At 40.8% G+C, this 17,644-nt stretch carries 17 protein-coding genes and 1 tRNA gene; 10 read left to right on the top strand and 8 right to left on the bottom strand.

Features of this window, described 5'->3' with window-relative positions:
* The first annotated feature begins 4 nt into the window (after nucleotides 1–4).
* From cydB to DZC72_RS09855, 6 genes are all read left to right on the top strand, one after another.
* Nucleotides 5–1,042: a cytochrome d ubiquinol oxidase subunit II gene (gene cydB / locus DZC72_RS09875; RefSeq protein ID WP_125222773.1), complete on the top strand. Its 1,038-nt coding sequence runs from the start codon at nucleotides 5–7 to the stop codon at nucleotides 1,040–1,042.
* A 115-nt stretch (nucleotides 1,043–1,157) separates the two neighbouring features.
* A complete protein-coding gene (locus DZC72_RS09870; RefSeq protein WP_125222772.1) occupies nucleotides 1,158–2,612 on the top strand; it encodes an NAD(P)/FAD-dependent oxidoreductase in 1,455 nt (484 codons plus the stop codon).
* A 29-nt stretch (nucleotides 2,613–2,641) separates the two neighbouring features.
* A complete protein-coding gene (locus tag DZC72_RS17780) occupies nucleotides 2,642–2,779 on the top strand; it encodes a hypothetical protein (protein ID WP_165776607.1) in 138 nt (45 codons plus the stop codon).
* A 224-nt stretch (nucleotides 2,780–3,003) separates the two neighbouring features.
* Complete coding sequence (locus tag DZC72_RS09865; protein WP_125222771.1) at nucleotides 3,004–3,561, top strand: YeeE/YedE family protein; 558 nt, start codon at nucleotides 3,004–3,006, stop codon at nucleotides 3,559–3,561.
* Between the two features lie 4 nt (nucleotides 3,562–3,565).
* Nucleotides 3,566–3,979 (top strand): DUF6691 family protein, encoded by a 414-nt coding sequence (locus tag DZC72_RS09860; RefSeq protein WP_125222770.1) that lies wholly within the window; start codon nucleotides 3,566–3,568, stop codon nucleotides 3,977–3,979.
* A 149-nt stretch (nucleotides 3,980–4,128) separates the two neighbouring features.
* The gene (locus tag DZC72_RS09855; RefSeq protein WP_125222769.1) at nucleotides 4,129–4,968 is read left to right on the top strand and encodes a universal stress protein; all 840 of its coding nucleotides are present in this window, start codon (nucleotides 4,129–4,131) and stop codon (nucleotides 4,966–4,968) included.
* A gap of 370 nt (nucleotides 4,969–5,338) precedes the next feature.
* On the opposite strand, the gene DZC72_RS09850 is transcribed toward DZC72_RS09855, so the two are convergent.
* From DZC72_RS09850 to DZC72_RS09830, 5 genes are all read right to left on the bottom strand, one after another.
* Nucleotides 5,339–6,049: a LytR/AlgR family response regulator transcription factor gene (locus tag DZC72_RS09850; protein ID WP_125223701.1), complete on the bottom strand. Its 711-nt coding sequence runs from the start codon at nucleotides 6,047–6,049 to the stop codon at nucleotides 5,339–5,341.
* Nucleotides 6,050–6,051: 2 nt separating this feature from the next.
* On the bottom strand, nucleotides 6,052–6,372 hold the full coding sequence (locus DZC72_RS09845) for an Hpt domain-containing protein (RefSeq protein ID WP_125222768.1): 321 nt from the start codon (nucleotides 6,370–6,372) through the stop codon (nucleotides 6,052–6,054).
* A 140-nt stretch (nucleotides 6,373–6,512) separates the two neighbouring features.
* Nucleotides 6,513–8,891 carry a PAS domain S-box protein gene (locus DZC72_RS09840; protein WP_125222767.1) on the bottom strand — a complete coding sequence of 793 codons (2,379 nt, stop codon included), beginning with the start codon at nucleotides 8,889–8,891 and terminating at the stop codon, nucleotides 6,513–6,515.
* On the bottom strand, nucleotides 8,884–9,426 hold the full coding sequence (locus tag DZC72_RS09835) for a heme NO-binding domain-containing protein (protein ID WP_125222766.1): 543 nt from the start codon (nucleotides 9,424–9,426) through the stop codon (nucleotides 8,884–8,886). The genes DZC72_RS09840 and DZC72_RS09835 overlap by 8 nt, the downstream gene beginning before the upstream one ends.
* Nucleotides 9,427–9,503: 77 nt before the next feature.
* Nucleotides 9,504–9,905: a response regulator gene (locus tag DZC72_RS09830; protein WP_125222765.1), complete on the bottom strand. Its 402-nt coding sequence runs from the start codon at nucleotides 9,903–9,905 to the stop codon at nucleotides 9,504–9,506.
* 496 nt (nucleotides 9,906–10,401) lie between these two features.
* Between DZC72_RS09830 and DZC72_RS09825 the strand changes: the two genes are divergently transcribed.
* Nucleotides 10,402–11,202 (top strand): membrane metalloprotease, encoded by an 801-nt coding sequence (locus DZC72_RS09825; protein WP_243641712.1) that lies wholly within the window; start codon nucleotides 10,402–10,404, stop codon nucleotides 11,200–11,202.
* Nucleotides 11,203–11,609: 407 nt separating this feature from the next.
* Here DZC72_RS09825 and DZC72_RS09820 read toward each other — a convergent pair.
* The 3 genes from DZC72_RS09820 to DZC72_RS09810 form a co-directional block, all read right to left on the bottom strand.
* Nucleotides 11,610–11,683 (bottom strand) — tRNA-Pro (locus DZC72_RS09820).
* A gap of 173 nt (nucleotides 11,684–11,856) precedes the next feature.
* Nucleotides 11,857–12,768: an alpha/beta hydrolase gene (locus DZC72_RS09815; RefSeq protein WP_125222764.1), complete on the bottom strand. Its 912-nt coding sequence runs from the start codon at nucleotides 12,766–12,768 to the stop codon at nucleotides 11,857–11,859.
* Nucleotides 12,769–12,818: 50 nt separating this feature from the next.
* Nucleotides 12,819–13,541, bottom strand: coding sequence for a M15 family metallopeptidase (locus DZC72_RS09810; RefSeq protein WP_125222763.1), 723 nt, complete (start codon nucleotides 13,539–13,541; stop codon nucleotides 12,819–12,821).
* Nucleotides 13,542–13,688: 147 nt separating this feature from the next.
* Between DZC72_RS09810 and DZC72_RS09805 the strand changes: the two genes are divergently transcribed.
* The 3 genes from DZC72_RS09805 to DZC72_RS09795 are packed head-to-tail and all read left to right on the top strand — an operon-like array spanning nucleotide 13,689 to nucleotide 17,629.
* Nucleotides 13,689–14,810: a glycoside hydrolase family 130 protein gene (locus DZC72_RS09805; protein ID WP_125222762.1), complete on the top strand. Its 1,122-nt coding sequence runs from the start codon at nucleotides 13,689–13,691 to the stop codon at nucleotides 14,808–14,810.
* 6 nt (nucleotides 14,811–14,816) lie between these two features.
* Nucleotides 14,817–16,601 carry an arylsulfatase gene (locus DZC72_RS09800; RefSeq protein ID WP_125222761.1) on the top strand — a complete coding sequence of 595 codons (1,785 nt, stop codon included), beginning with the start codon at nucleotides 14,817–14,819 and terminating at the stop codon, nucleotides 16,599–16,601.
* A 38-nt stretch (nucleotides 16,602–16,639) separates the two neighbouring features.
* Complete coding sequence (locus tag DZC72_RS09795) at nucleotides 16,640–17,629, top strand: sugar phosphate isomerase/epimerase family protein (protein ID WP_125222760.1); 990 nt, start codon at nucleotides 16,640–16,642, stop codon at nucleotides 17,627–17,629.
* Nucleotides 17,630–17,644: the final 15 nt, after the last annotated feature.

Below are 17,644 nucleotides of genomic sequence, written 5' to 3'. Positions count from 1 at the left end.
CATCATGGAAACAATTTTAGGTATTGATTATCCCACCTTATGGTACTTGGTCGTTGGGCTTTTATTTTCCGGCTATGCAATTTTAGAAGGTTTTGATTACGGCGCAGGCGCATGGCATCTGTTTTTTAAAAAAGATATGAGCAGGCGCATCGCGATAAATGCTATCGGCCCGTTATGGGATGCCAACCAGGTCTGGTTGATTATAGGTGGGGGTGCCTTGTTCGCGGGTTTTCCGGTTATGTATGCCACCATGCTATCCGCCATGTACATTCCCTTTATGTTATTCTTGATGCTGCTCGTACTGCGTTCGGCAGCCATAAAATTTAGAAGCTCGGAAGAAATGACATGGTGGCGAAAAATATGGGATATCGTTTATTTCGTATCCAACACCCTGATAGGCTTTTTATTGGGTGTTGTTCTAGGCAACATTCTACAAGGTTTTGAACTACATGAGAATTTTGTATACAAGGGCGGTATCTTTTTAACCTTTTTAAATCCGTATGCCCTGATGACGGGCCTTACCACCCTATCCATTTTTATGACACAGGGTGCAATCTTTCTGTTATTGAAGACCGAAGGCAAACTGCACGATAGACTTAATTACCTCTTAAAAAAGGGTATGGTTTTCTTTATCATAAGCTTTGCCACTACCTCATTATATACGCTCACTTTTCTACATGGAGTAACCGATAAATTTAAGGAACAGCCTATATTTTTTATACTACCAGTTCTAGCTTTTTTGGCAGTTGCCAACGTTCCCAGATTGGTATCCAAAAAGCGATATTCTCAAGCCTTGGTCTTTTCATCGTTGATCATGGCATTTTTGTTAATGCTGGTAGCCTTTCAATTGTATCCCGTGTTGTTGCCATCAACTATTGATCCAAAGTATAGCGTTACTATATATAATGCGGCATCTTCACAAAAATCATTGGGCATCATGCTGACCATCGTATTGATCGGTGCGCCTCTATTAGCGGGCTACTTTCTATTTTTATACAAAACCTTTCATGGTAAGGTAAAATTGGACGATACCAGTTATTAAGGTATGAGCGATAACTGTATTTCGAAGAGCACCCAATTGGGTGCTCTATTTTTGTGTAACATTGGTAACTGTGGGTAATTAAAGTAGGCTTTAAATTTAGTACAAAATTATATCCATGTCCAAAATAGTCGTATTAGGTGCCGGTATTGCAGGTCACGTGGCAGCGACCCACCTGCGAAGGAAATTGTCAAAAGCACATGAGGTTGTTGTCATATCACCAAACAGCAATTACCAATGGATTCCCTCCAATATCTGGGTAGGAATTGGAAGAATGGAATCAAAGGAAATTCTGTTTCCGCTTGAGCCTCTGTATAAGAAAAAAGGTATTCGCTATAAACAGGCCAAGGTAACGACCTTTTATCCGGAAGGCGACGAGGAAACCGACAAGCCCTTTGTAAGCATTGAATATATAGTTGGAGAAAATAAGGGACAAAAAGAAAAGGTTACTTACGACTATTTGATAAACGCTACCGGTCCAAAGCTCGCTTTTGATATGACCGAAGGACTAAACCCTGGCACCAACAAAGCATATTCCGTTTGTACCTATTCCCATGCGGAACATGCTTGGCATGCATTGGATGACCTTATTCAACAAATGAAAAAAGGTAAAAAAGCCAAAATCTTAATTGGAACCGGACATGCAAAGTCAACCTGCCAAGGCGCAGCATTTGAATATATTTTAAATGTGGAACAAGAACTCCGGCGGCATAAGGTTCGGCAAATGGCAGAAATCGTCTGGATATCCAATGAATCCAAATTGGGCGATTTTGGCATGGACGGAATGCTTTTGAGCTATGGAAGTAATATCATGAAATCCAATGAAATGGTGGAAATGGTTTTTGAGGACCGCGGCATAAAATGGATATTGGGCGCAGGCGTGAACAAAATTGAAGACGGGGTCGCACATTATGAAAATCTTGAAGGTGAGTTCAAATCAGAAACCTATGATTTTGCGATGCTCATACCTGCCTTTTCTGGTCATGGGTTCAAAGCCTATGATAAAAATGACAATGATATTACTGAGAAACTATTCAAAGGTTTTATGATTGTGGATGCAGATTATACACCAAAACCTTACGAGGAATGGAGCGTGCAGGACTGGCCGGAAACCTATCAAAACCCTTCCTATAAAAATATATTTGCCCCGGGCATTGCCTTTGCGCCACCCCATGCCATTTCAAAACCTAGGGTCAGTAAAAACGGAACGGCTATTTCCCCTGCCCCACCAAGAACCGGAATGCCATCTGGAATTACGGCAAAGTTGGTTGCGGACAATATCATAGATACCATCCATGGCAAGAAGGAACTGCACCACAAAGGGTCCCTAGGAAACATGGGGGCGGCCTGCATTGCTTCAGCAGGATACGGAATGACCCAAGGCAGTGGCATAAGTATCACCACCTATCCCATTGTGCCCGATTACAAAAAATACCCAGATACCCAAGGCAGGCAATTGAAAAAAACCTTTGGAGAAATTGGTTTGGCAGGTCATTGGCTAAAACTTGCCCTACACTATGCATTTCTTTACAAAGCTAAAATGAGACCCTTTTGGTGGCTCATTCCAGAATAAGAATTTCATAAAATCCAAACAAAACGATAATGACACAGCGAATTTCAAAATCAAAGCGTTTCTTTATGATGAACCCCATTATTCAGTTTTTTAAGTTCATCTGGCTAAGCCTAAAAATATTGGTAATAGTTGCCGGGGGTCATGGTGGAACCAGAAACGCCTCGTAATCCCCCAAAAAACTTCCGTACCATCCATTGTATCCGGTCAAAATTGTATGGTCTGATTACCGGTTTAAAGCTATAGTGAACTTTTGCTCAGAATATGTTTTCAGAATCCATGGTGTTCTATAAAAGCTAAATAAACGGCTTCTCAAACCTGATTAAGACCTATGTAACCATTGTTACATACATAAACCTGATCAAAGTCATATATTTGTGACTTAAAAATTGATATGGACTGGATTTATGAACCCTGGCCCTGGTATGTCTCCGGGCCTATGATTGCCTTGGTCATGTTTCTGCTTTTGATGGTGGGGAAGAATTTTGGAATGTCATCCAACCTTAGAACCATGTGCACCATTTGTGGTGCAGGAAAGACATCTGATTTTTTTAGATTCGATTGGAAGGCGCAACGCTGGAACCTAGTTGTTGTTCTGGGCGCCATCATTGGTGGTTTTATTGGTTCACATTTTATGACAACGGATGCTGCCGTTGCTATCAATCCGGATACGGTTACGGACCTTAAGGGACTTGGATTTGAAAGTGCGGGCAAGGCCTATTTGCCCACGGAACTTTTCGATATGAATGCCTTGACCGATATCAAAAGTCTTGGACTATTGATCATAGGCGGTATATTGGTAGGCTTTGGAACACGTTATGCTGGGGGTTGCACCTCTGGCCATGCTATTTCAGGCCTCAGCAACCTTCAGTTTCCTTCCCTGATTGCCGTTTTCGGGTTTTTTATCGGGGGTTTGACCATGATCCACCTTATTTTCCCTCTAATATTTTAGAAGTATGAGAACAGTGTCCTATTTATTGATCGGAATCGTATTTGGAATCACCATGTTCAAATCCGAAGCTGCCTCATGGTTCAGGATCTATGAGATGTTCAAGTTCGAATCCTTCCATATGTACGGAATCATTGGTTCTACGGTGATTATTGGAATTGTATTGGTGCAACTGATAAAAAGAGTGCCTATTAAATCATTTTACGGGGAAACTATACAAATTCCACCCAAGGCCAAGAGTTTTAGCAGATATATGTTCGGTGGAATACTTTTTGGATTGGGTTGGGCCTTGGCCGGTGCTTGCCCAGGTCCTATGTTTACATTAGTAGGCGTAGGTTATGTTCCCATCATTGTAGTCATAATCGCCTCGATTTTCGGTACTTTTTTGTACGGTTTGATAAAGGATAAATTACCGCATTGATATCGCTTTAAGGATGGCGAATGTTCCCGAAATACTAAGGGACAGAGGAAACTTCTAAATTAACCAAATACGGATTGTTTAAGTATGATTTATATCATACTTAAATCCAATTGTTTTCGATAGTTTCATGGGAACCCAAAAATAGCCCGATGACTATTCTATATGCGACGGATTGCAGCGTGTACTCCGTTCCTACCCTGCAATATGCCCAAAAACTATCCCTGCAGCTAAATGCACAATTGGTATTGCTCTATGTCTATGACATTCCCCCGGTTGCCGCAAGAACCATTAAAACGGAGAAGCAGATTCAACGAAGCCTGAAAACGGAGAAATTGCAGCATTTAGTAAATTACTATACGGAAAAGGGGATCCAAAAAATGAACGGATTAAAAATACACCCTAGGGCTGAATTTGGCGTTTCAATTCCCGATACCATTTTGGAGTATACCGTACATCTGGACTGTGATCTTGTTATTGTGGGTATGAAGGACGAACATACCAAAAGAGGGCTGTTTTCAGGGAATATTGCCAATGGGCTGCTCAAACATATAAACTCTAAATTATTGATCGTTCCAAATGGTTTTGTATTCTCAACGATAACGTCCCTTGTCTATGCAACCGACTTTGAGGAAGCGGATGCCCGGGCCATTTTCCAATTAGGGCAGTTATTCAATAACATGGACGTTTCCATAAAGATTGCCCATGTGGATACAGGTACAAATACCAAAGGAGAAGAACAAATGGAATGGTTCAGCGAAATACTGCATGAAAAAATGCACGGAGATCATATTTCCTTTCACGTCATCAAAGCAGAAACAGTTCCCCTTGGCCTACGGATGTTCATAGGCAATGAAAATCCCAATATGGTCGTCTTATTGGAACGGCAAGAGGATTCCATTTTCAAAAAATTATTCCATAAAGATGTAATCAAAACCATGGAATCAGAAATAAAAATCCCGATTATGTCCATCAATCATACATCGATTTAAAGATTTAAGGAAACACAGTTCCGTATTGAAGAATCCGTTATTTCCATTTTACTTTATAATATTTTATAGGAATAGAATCCCATAATTCCTTATAAGTATCCTTCCACAGACAACCGCAGACTTAGTTTCTAAAAAATACCGAATATGGAAAAAGAGGCGGCAAAAACCACGGAAAGCAAAACACCAATTAAACTGGTTACCAAAGTCTTCAAAGTAAGTACTAGCAAGATTGAACTTTTCATGAGTGATAATTTTAGGTTCGACTAATAACTATACCCACAAATTTAGTTCATGGTTTAGCTATTCCATTGGTTTTGAGGTTAAAACACCCAATACTGTAGACCGGTGGTTGAATACCTACGGGGACCGTCTATAATAAATTTAGTCGTCTCATGAGTTCAGGTCTGTTGGAGCGGCTTATGGGAATAACATTTTTTTCAATAAGTACACTGTTGTCCTCAATATCAATAATCTTGGTAAAATTTATGATGAAGGAACGATGTATTTGAAGGAACAATTTCTCCGGTAATTTTTCCTTGATTTTCTTTAACGTGGTATGTACTCTAAATTGTTCCTTAATCGTCTTGATATCGATATAGTCCCCTTTTGCCTCTATGACCAAAATCTCTTCGAGTTTCAATTTAATCAAACGACGGTCTATGTTGATGTACAAATCCTCGTCCCCAGAAGGTCCGGGCCCTTCAGGTTTGACATTTTTTTGTCGGGAGTTTTTAGCATTTATAATTTTTTGGACACTTTTTTCGAATCGTTCAGGTGTTATAGGCTTGACCAAATAATCCACGATGGCCTCGTATTCATAGGCAGCAATACCAAAATCAGTATCGGAAGTGGTTAGGACAATTTTAGGGGGATTTTTTAAGGTCTGCACAAAGTCAACACCTGTAAAACCTGGCATGTGAATGTCCAAAAAGACGATATCGATATCTTGATGGTTCAAAAACTTGATGGCATCAATGGCATTTTCAAACTCGTCAATAACATTCAGCTCAGGTGTTTTGGAACATAACTGCCTTACTACGGCCCTTGCTGCGGCTTCGTCGTCAATAATAATACAATTCATCATCAAATGGTTTTTAAGTAGTTCTCCATAATTTTCAATACAGATTTGAATTCGGATTCTGAAGTTGTGTTTCCTTCCAAGAGTTCCATTTCATAGGCAACGGCCAGTCTATAAGAATCCTGCATACTTAGAATACTGAACTTATGTTTTATTTTATGAACGATATCGGCGGTCTGTTTGGTCAGTTGTTTGTCCACGCAATCCAAATACAGCTCCATTTCCTTTGGAAATTCCTGTTTTATAATGGAAATGAAGGAGTTCTTAAACTCGGTATCATCGCCGGACAATTGGTCCACATAGCTTAAATTAGGTTTTTCCTGCATATAATTTCTTTAAAGGCAAGGTGAAAAGTGACGCCTCTATTTTCTTTCGTTTTATTCAAAGTGTAATTTTGTAAGAGTTCTATAGAACACTGCTATGTTTGAACTCATGAGGCAATTTTCTTCGGCTTGTAGCCTATACTTTATTCTTTCTTATGGTTATTTAAATTCTTCTTCAGCGTAAAATGGAACTCGGTTCCCTCCCCTATTTCACTTTCTATCCATATTTCGCCTTCATATCTATCCACGATTTTTTTAACGATGGATAAACCAATACCTGTTGACCTTTGATTTTCCCCAACAGACTGGAATATCTTGAATATTTTCTCATGATACTTTTTAGGGATTCCTACGCCGTTGTCCTTTACTGTAAATTGCCAGTAGTCGTTTTTATCTTGGGCGAATACTTCTACGAGGCCCTTTTCCTTTTCAATATGTACCACGGCGTTCCCTATGATATTTTGGAAAAGCTGATGCATTTTGGTCCTATCGGCAATGATGGTCGGTAAGTCTTGGGCCACACATATTTCCACGTGGTCTGGTATATATATGACTTCCTGTATCTCTGTTATCACCTCATTGAGGTTTACACAGGTATTATCCAATTCTGAACTATTTGCGGTAGAATATTCCAAGATGCCGTGGATCAATTTATCCATGGAAGCTACTTTTTCCTGCATCAAATGCAATTGTTGCTTTCCCCCATCGTCCAAAACATCCTTATAATCCTCGTTGAGCCACGTGGCCAAGGAACTGATACTTCTCAAAGGGGATTTTAAATCGTGGGAAACAATATGGGCGTATTCCTGTAACCCTGTATTGCTTATTTCCAATTCCTTTAAAAGTTTTTCCTTTTGGAACTCCAAATTCTTTTGGTCCGTAATATCCAAGTGAATCCCTATAGATCCAATGACGGTACCGGATTCATTATATCTTGGTGCCCCGCTAATGAGCCAATGTCTATTTCTACCATCCTTTCTTTGCACCTCAATTTCGTAGGAATCAGATGCTCCGGCCAGTCGTGTTTTATTTTTTGCGGAAATAACCTCCTTATTGGTAATGTGAATTACTTCGCTCGCCACCTTGCCAACAAGTTCATGTTCTTCAAAACCGCTCATCTGGCAAAAACTGTGGTTCACCATTTGGATGACATCGTTATTGTCCACTTCCACAAGACCAAGGTTCATATTTGCAATGATGCTGCTATACTTCTCCCTTTGGGCCTCCAGATTCCTTTTATAATTTTTGCCGATGGTCACATCATGGTATGCCCAAAGGTGTCCCTTGTAGATGCCGTCGTTATAAATTGGAATATAGTCCCGTTCAAGCACCCTACCATCGACCAACTCAAGCTCGTCAGAAAGAACGGTTTCCCTCTGTTCAAGTATTTCCTCTATTCTTTTTACGAATGCGTCGGGATTTTTAAAGTAAATCTTGCTCTGTTCAGCGGATTCACTGCAATCCGCACCTTTCAAATCATTAGGATTTGCGGGAATGCTGAAAAGATTGCAGAACATTTTATTGGTAAGCGCAATTCTTCGGTCCTCATCCTCCAACAAAACACCGGAATGCAGATTGGAAATTAAGGTGGAAAGCCTACTCTCAGATGCCTTCAACTCCATTTCGGCCTTTCGCTCCTTTGAAATGTCCTCAATAATCCCTACCTGATAATTTATCTCCCCATGATGGTTGGTCACGGCATTCATTCTGGTCTTGGTCAAAATGAACGACCCATCCTTTTTAAAGAATCTTTTTATGGCGGTAAACTCCTCCAAGATACCTTCGTTCATTTGATCGAGAAGCATACATGAATCCGATTGTTCTTCCGGGGCGGATATATCCTTCAAGGAAATATTCTTTAATTCATTATGGGAATACCCCAACATATCTATAAAAGTTTTGTTCGCCTTAATTATCCTATTATCCTTGGCCAATAGAATGCCCAAAGGAGAATTTTCAACAATTATATCCAGTTGCTTTTTCTGTTCCGCCAACAGTTCCTTTACTTCCATTTCCCCGGTTATATCCCTAATTATCCCTTGGGCCGCAATTGGTTTTCTTTTATTATTAAAAATGAGACTGGCGTTTATTTGAACCCAAATCTCCCTATCATGGGCTATCCTTATTTTCGCCCTATAGTTTTTAAGGGTGCCCACATCCAATAAGGATTGCATGGATTCCATGGTATACTGTTGAAAATCTGGATGTACAAAACGTGCCAGATTTACATTTTCTTTGGTGTGGTCTTTTTGCAACAGTTCCTTCGCGGAAGTGTTCATATTGATAACATTGAACTGCAGATCCATTAATATATAAGGGTCCAAAATGTTCATAAACACTCCATCCAATTCAGATGTTCTTTCACTTAAAAGGCCCTCTAACTTAGTATTGGTCTCTTTTAAGTGACGCGTAACGTCATAAAGCTCCTTGGATTTACTTTCAAGAATCCTCTCAGCCTGCTGGCGCGCTTTTTTTTGGCGCTCCAAGGCTTTTTTAAGAAGTAGGACCTCCTTGTTATCCATATTGGACAATCTTAAATTTGACTTCCGTTCCGTTCTCCTTTATAAGTTCATAGGTAACATCTGCCTTGCCATTAAAATGTTCAAAGGTTTTTTCTATAAGACCATGGGCCAAGCGGTAGAGTCCTCTTGAAGAGGTGTAGACCATGGTAAGTGAATTATCGGTTTTTTCCAAAATTTTGAAAGAAGGCAGTTCCGCATCCGGATAGAGTTTTTTTACATGGACATGAATATGGTCCTCTATAGAATACAAAAGTCCTAAAGGGCTGTTATAATTCTGGATCACCTCTGGATGTGCATTGCCCAAACTGGAAAACAAGTAATGTCCAAAAGTATATATTAAGTCACCGGGGGGAATGTCAACCTCTTTACTTAACTCCGTAATAAGGCTGACCATTTCATTAAATTCGTAGGTTGCAACGGATGTGTAGATTCCTTCCGAAGGCAAGTTGGACTTTTCGATGATTGAGTCGACTACCTCGAGACCATAAGCGGTCTCAACCATTTCCAAGAACTCTGTAAAAACAATTCCTTTCATGTATCTGATTAATTCAGTTTAAAAGTAAGAAAAGTAATACAGGGTGCTAAAATTTTGTTGTGAAATGGTCTTTTTAACTAGGCTTTGACCAATTCATTGATGTCCCAATACTCAAGAACGCGCTTAAGCTTATACTCATAGTCCTCATATTTTAGAGGCTTTATTACGTATCCTGCGATACCTACTTTATAGCACTCCAATAAATCGACCCTGTTTTCCGATGTTGTAAGAACGATGGTTGGTATATAACGTAACTTATCATCTTCCTTAAGAATTTTCAGAAACTCTATGCCGCTCATCCGGGGCATATTCAGGTCCAACAAAATAATATCGGGCAACCTGTTATCAGAATTAAGAAACTGGAGCGCCTCCTCTCCATTTTTAGCTTGGGTTATTTTATGATTTACCTCTAGCTTACTCACGGTGCGCTCCAACTTCATGATTTCTATAGAATCATCTTCTATTAGTAAAATGTGCATAAGTGTATGTTTAGCGTAGCGAACAAATATCCTATGAAGATACCATAATTATGAATAGCTTTCGACCGATGGTATTTTACTGTAGATGAATGAAAAATAAAGATAGACGAACATAACTACAAAATCATGCTAATGGAAAATTTGGTTTACAATGGGATCATTGTTGTAACTAAGGAATGGCATGCCATGGAGAATACCTAAAAACAGCCCTTCCACCTTATCCTAAAAAATTCCAGATAAAGGACGCAACTGAATTCTTTAAAAAATATTTAGGCGCTTATTATCCAAAAGATAATATAAACAACGACCTGCCTAGCTCTATAAAAGTTCCAACCTAAAATCTTACCATTGCAACCTGATGAACATCTAATGGTGACCTGACCGGGACTGGGATTCTTTGTCTTTTTTGAATTAGAACACAGATACAATTTCAGTGGATGAATCACGTTTGGAATACAACTGCTATTTATATGTCTACGCTGCTAATTCAATTTCTATGAACACTAAAAATCTAAAATTATTCCTCCTATTGTTTGCTGTAACGATTTCCTGCTCAAAAGATTCGGAGAATAACACGGTAGTTGTTGAAGATGAAAATGGAAACCCTATAGAAGTGGACACTTCCGCAAATAAAAAAGGTGTAGGGGATTCCGCAAACGACCTTTTATCATCCAACAGTTTTGAGAAGTTGGTTGTGGAAATACTGTATGTAGACAATTTACAACCTACCGCTTCAACCTTGGTTAATTTCAAGGACTTCTTGGAAGCCCGTTTGAACAAACCACAGGGTGTTGAAATTGTTCAAAGACAGGTTGAAAACGAAAGCCAAGAAGTATATTCCATACAGGATATTAGAAATATAGAGGATACCCATCGTAGTAAATTCAATGAGCAAGGAACGATTACGGTTAGCGGATTATTCTTGGATGGTGAGTATGATCAAAACACGGAAAACGGTTCGGTTCTAGGTGTGGCCTATCGAAACACCTCCTTTGTAATCTTCGGGCAGACCATTAGAGAATTTAGCAACCAGCCGTTGGCTCCAAGTTTGACCACTTTAGAATCTGTAGTAGTCAATCATGAGGTAGGACACTTACTTGGTTTGGTCAATGCAGGAACAGATATGCAGACGAATCACCAAGATACAGCGCATGGAAGGCATTGTACAGATGATAACTGTCTTATGTTCTGGACCGCCGAAACAGGAGAAGGGTTATTAAACATGTTAACTGGAGGTTCCATTCCCTCTTTGGATACATTTTGTATTGCTGATTTACAGGCGAATGGTGGGAAGTGACCTATCATTTGCACGCTTCCTTTAAAATTACTTTTTGAAGTAACTCATCGTTACTATATGCATTCTACGACGCCTTACAATTAATACATTTGTAATCTCCGTTTTTATAAGCCTTAAAATCAATTTATTACAACATAAAACCGAATAAAACTGATTACACAGAAAGCTTTGGATGTTTTAGAAATAGCAGGGTTTACAGAATTTTTTTACATCAAATACTGGGAATAGAAACATCGATGTTTTCCATTTAGTAGGATTTACAGAATCCTTTTACGTCGCTATTGCAAATTACAAAGTGAAGGCTCACGCCTCTGTACTTTTTGCTTTCAAATTCGTACACAAATTTAGTTTGGGACCCCTTTGAAAGCAAAAAGTGAACTGTTTTCACAGTTCACTTTTACATTAAGTCGGGATGACAGGATTTGAACCTGCGACCACTCGACCCCCAGCCGAGTGCGCTACCGGACTGCGCTACATCCCGAATTTCAATAAGTAAACACCAACTTTTGGGTTGGTCCCGTAGTTTTTCAAATGACTTAGAACATCCTGTAGTGCAGTTTATCCTGAGCGCAGTCGAAGGGCTACATCCCGAAATTGGATGGCAAAAATAAAAAAGTAAAATAGATTACTCCCTATCTTTTTGTAAATTTTAGCCTAACGTAGACTTTCTATCCATTCAAACAGTCGCTCCGTCCAGCCCCTCAAGTGATTATCATTCCTAGCCAACGAAAAACCGTGTCCACCCTTTGGATAAATATGCATGGTAGCAAAGACACCGTTATCCCTTAAGGCTTGAAAGAACAATAAGCTGTTTTCTACAGGTACCGCCCCATCATCCGCAGCATGAATCAGGAAGGTAGGTGGCGTATTAGAAGATACGTGCTTTTCATTGGAAAAGTGTTCCACCATTGCTTCCGATGGGTTTTCTCCAATTAAATTTTTCTTAGATCCACCGTGGGTGTTGAGTCCAAAAGTAATCACAGGATACCCCAACGCCATAAAATCCGGGCGCGCACTTTCATTATCCGCCTCGTCTACTATAGCATATACCTTCTCGTCAAAATGAGTACCCAGGGTAGAAGCCAAATGTCCGCCCGCAGAGAATCCTATAATCCCAATTTTATCCTTTTTTATGTTCCATGCTTCGGCCTTGGAACGAACAAGTCGCATGGCTCTTTGCGCATCTATTAAGGGAACATTTTGCTTATCCGTCTGGGTAGCATCAGATGGAAGTCTATATTTAACAACGATGCCTGCGATTCCCTTACTATTCAAGAACTTTGCGATATCCCTACCTTCCCAATCATAGGCCAAAACAGCGTAGCCCCCACCAGGAAATATCAGCATAGCTTCTCCCGTAGCATTTCTTTGTGAAGGCAGATATACCTCTATGGTAGGTTTCTGTACCTTACTGATTATTAAAATACCTTCATTTTTATGGATTTCCTTTTCATCCGTTTTTAGTTGATTCGGAATTTTTCCATCGGGCCATAAAGGCATTATGGTGTCTTGAGACTGTACTGTTAAGGCCATAAACAGTAAGGCGCTATAAAATATATTTTTCATGTGTTTAAAATTGGTTATTGTCCGTCTTGTCCAATTGTTTTTAGAATTATTTATTCGCAATCCCATTTAAAGTCGGCTATTTTTTCGTTGGATGCCGATGCAAGATTATAATGCCACCATTCCGTTCTAATGGACCAAAATCCATGTTTTTCCATGGTTTCCTTAAGGAGCTTTCTGTTGTCCAGAATCTCTTGGGGAAGGTCTATATTGTCATGATAGGCCCTTTTACCAAAAAAATCGAAATCGGTTCCCATATCCAATTCTTCTCCCTCCATATTTACCAAGGTAATGTCAACGGCCCCTCCCTTATTGTGTATGGATCCCTTTACAGGATTTGCCACATATTGGGGATTGGGAACGATCTTCCACATTTTGTACTGCACGGAGTTTGGTCGATAGCAATCGTAAAACTTTATTTTTACTCCATTATCCATAAAGTCCTTGTTCGCGGCAATTAACGCCTTGGCCGTCTTTACACGGGTGTAGCATTCGGCACATTCATACACCTTGGCCTTTAAGAAGTTATTTTCAGTGGCATAGCGCATGTCATAGGCAAAATCATCACTAAAGTCCGCCAAACGAATAAAGGTGGTATCCGCCAATCCATCAAAGGACTTTAAATGTACTTGTGGAGATTCTGTTGTTTCGTCCTGGATGATTTCCTTAACCTCCTTCTTTTCTACTATGTTGGATGTTTCTTCCTTTTCGGACTTTACACCATTTTTGCAGGATAAAAAAGAGAGTAGAACAAAGCTGTAAAAAAAATGTTTCATCTTCGGTTTTGAGGAGTTTAAAATACATTTATTTAGATCAACTTCCTAGAAGATCAAAGTATTCAAAACTGATTTCCAAATTGTTCCTTCGGCCTACATCGAATTATTAGTACCTTAACAACTCACAGTCAAACAAAAACCTAAAACATGTCTTCTAGAATTCTCCCCGTAGTACTGCTTGCTTTGCTTACCTGTTGTAAAAACAAATCCACCGAAACAAAACAAGACGAACCGGAACCCCTATCCAAATGGATGCTGGGTTTTGAAAAAGCCGATAAAAACCCCATCATGATTCCGGACTCTACATTTGTATTTACGGACCCGATGACAGGGAATGAGGTTCAATGGCAAAAAGCGGATGTATTCAATCCTGGGGCCATTGTAAAGAACGATACCGTATTTCTGCTATTTAGAGCAGAGGACAACCCCGATGCTATCTTGGGTGGACGAACTTCAAGAATTGGGCTGGCCTATAGCACCAATGGAATCGACTTTACCAAATACCCGGAACCCGTTTTTTTTCCATTAGATGACGAATTCAAGAAATGGGATTATCCTGGGGGCATGGAAGACCCAAGGATCGTAGAAACACCTGATGGCAAGTATCTAATGTACTACACTAGTTGGAACCAGGATGTAGCCCGACTTTCCGTAGCGTCTTCAGATGATTTGAAAAATTGGACCAACCATGGCCCCATATTTCAAAAGGCCTACGACGGTAAATTCTTGGATATATGGAGTAAATCCGGTTCCGTGGTCACCGAACTAATCAATGGGCGCCTGATCGCAAAAAAATTCGATGGCAAATACCTCATGTATTGGGGGGAACTTTTTGTAAACCTTGCCGAAAGTGAAAACGGCATAGACTGGACACCCCTACTCGATGAAAATGGGGAGCTGCTACATGTTTTTAAACCGACCTTGAACGAATTCGATAGTCACTTAACGGAACCTGGGCCACCAGCCTTATTTACTGAAAATGGTATTCTATTATTGTACAACGGAAAGAATCTATCGGGGGAAGGTGCAACCGACCAATATCCGGAAGGCACCTACTGCGGCGGCCAGGTGTTATTTGACAAGGACAATCCTTCCCAGTTGTTGGCACGACTCGAAACTCCTTTCATTTGCCCCAGTCTCCCACATGAAGTTAGCGGGCAGTACAAAGCTGGAACCACCTTTATTCAAGGATTGGTCTATTTTAAGGACCAATGGTTTCTATATTATGGAACGGCAGATTCCATGGTGGGATTGGCGATTAAGGAATAATATGGCATGTGCAGGATTTTAAAAATAGGTACCTCCGTTATTTTGCTTCTTTTACTTTTGACCAATTGTAAGGAAGTGACTCAGGATGCCTCTGAAAAAAAAGTTCAGAGACCTAATGTAATCCTTATCATGGCAGATGACCAAGGATGGGGCGACTTGAGCTTTCATGGCAATACCAATCTGAACACCCCTAATATCGATGCCATTGCCAGGAATGGGGTGTCCTTTACCAATTTCTTTGTACAACCTGTCTGCTCCCCTACCCGAGCGGAACTTTTGACTGGAAAATACTTTACCCGACTTGGGGTGCATGATACCTCGGCAGGCGGAGAGCGGATGGACATTGGGGTTCCTACAATTGCCGATATTTTAAAAAACTACGGATATAAAACCGCCGCCTTTGGAAAATGGCACAACGGCATGCAACCGCCATATCATCCCAACGCTAGGGGTTTTGATGAATTTTATGGATTCGCTTCGGGGCACTGGGGCAACTATTTTAGCCCTATGTTGGAACATAACGGAGCAGTGGTTAGAGGAAACGGTTTTTTAGCAGACGACCTTACCGATCATGCCATCTCCTTTATTCAAACCCACAAAAATGAACCCTTCTTTGTCTATCTTCCTTTGAATACGCCCCATAGTCCCATGCAGGTACCGGATGCGTATTGGAACCGATTTAAAGACAAGGAACTGAACATGGCCTACCAAAATCCAGAGGAGGAAGACACTCAATTTACATGGGCCGCTTTGGCCATGGTGGAAAATATTGACGTCAATGTCGGTCGGATTTCAGAGCATTTGAAAACGCTTGGGTTGGAGGGAAACACGATTGTCATATATCTATCCGATAATGGTCCCAATGGATGGCGGTGGAACGGGGGATTGCGGGGCAAGAAAGGTGCAACCGATGAAGGCGGTGTTAAAACGCCCTTTTATATTCGATGGAAAGACCATATCAAACCGGGTATCAGAGTAGACAGAATCGGTGGGTCCGTAGATATTACCCCTACCCTATTGGGGTTGTTGGATTTATCCGAAAATGAATTTAAAGCCGACGGTGTAAATCTTGCCCCTTGGATTTTCGAACCAAATTCGGCCTACAAGGACCGTATCATTTACAACCACTGGGCCGGTCGCACCAGTCTCAGATCCCAAAAATACCGTTTGGATGATGAAAACCGATTGTACGATATGGTAAACGACCCCGGACAAAAATTGGATATTGCCGAAAAACTACCCAAAATTCAGGATTCGTTGCTACAAGAAAAACTGAAATGGCTGTCAAAATATCCGCCGCTCACCAAGGAAACCGACGACCGACCTTTTACCTTAGGCCATCCCAATTTTAAGTTTACCCAACTACCCGCCAGGGATGCAATGGCAACGGGAGAAATTGAGCGAAGTAACCGATTCCCCAACAACACGTTCTTCACGAATTGGACCCAGATCAAGGATTCGATTTACTGGGATATTGAAACCTTGAAAAAGGGCAAATATCAGGTTACCTTATATTATACCCTACCGGAGGGAAATGAGGGTACCGAAATCCTGCTACAACAAGGAAAAAAAACCTTAAAGACCACAATTTCAGAAGTCTACGACCCGCCGCTCAAAGGCATGGAAAACGACAGGGTAGCCCGTATGGAATCCTATGTAAAGGATTTTAAACCGTTGAATTTGGGCGTACTGGAATTGGATGCCGGTAGAATGCCCCTAGTCCTAAAACTAGATCGAATAAAAAGTACAGGTCCAGATGTTCGTCTCTTACATTTTGAACGCATAGAGTGAATCCTTTTTTCTATTTTGTGCTCACTTAAACCATTTTTATGTCGTCAAACAATATTTCCCGCAGAAACCTATTGAAAACAGGAACCCTATTCGCCGTTTCGGCTTCATCAGGATTGGCCTTTGGCAATTCCTTTGTACCGGAGGCCGGTTGGGGTGCAAAGGAACCCAAACATTCCCTACCTTTCAGGGTAAGCCTAAACACTTCCACCTTAATGGCTTACAAGTTACCTGTTGATGTGCAGATTGAAAAGGTAGCGGCCGCTGGGTTTGATGGTATAGAACTTTGGATGCGCGACGTTATGGCTTATTTGGAAAAAGGCGGCACCACGCAAGCCTTAAAGGAAAAATTGCAGGTCGGATACCTGAAACTCGAAAATATCATTGGTTTTTCGGAATGGTGCAGTGATGACCCTGAAAAAAGGAAGAACGCCCTGGAACAACTCCGAAAGGAGATGACGATCATAAAGGAATTGGGCGGCGAACATATCGCGGCACCCGTTATGGGAATTTCCAAGTTGGAACCTTCCAAGATGGGCGAATATGCGGAACGTTATAGGGCTATTCTCGATTTGGAGGCGGAAACCGGGGTGATTCCTGTCCTAGAACTTTGGGGCATGGGGGCCTTGCATAAGGTGTCTGACTGTGCACAGATCATTATAGCAACGGGCCATCCCAAGGCATCCCTACTTTTGGATTTCTATCACGTGCACCGCGGTGGAAATTCCTGGGATACGGTCGATGTACTCAACGGTGCCAAATTGCCCGTAATGCACATGAACGACTATCCCTCTGAACCCTCCTATGATAAATTAACGGATGCCGACCGTGTTCTACCCGGAGTAGGGGTTTGCCCGTACGATTCCATCATTCCAAAACTGTATGAAGCGGGATTTAGGGGTGGATTTTCTGTAGAACTATTCAATAAAGGCTATTGGGATACCATGGATGCCGATACCTTGCTCAAAAAAAGTTTTGAAAGTAGTGTCTTGGTATTGAGTTCGGCCTTACAAAAAGCAGGGTATTATTAACAAATCTTATGAACT

The organism is Maribacter algicola (assembly GCF_003933245.1).
In the GTDB taxonomy this organism is placed as follows: Bacteria; Bacteroidota; Bacteroidia; order Flavobacteriales; family Flavobacteriaceae; genus Maribacter; species Maribacter algicola.
The sequence above is the reverse complement of the archived record's forward strand: the minus strand, read 5'-3'. Positions and strand labels throughout refer to the sequence as shown.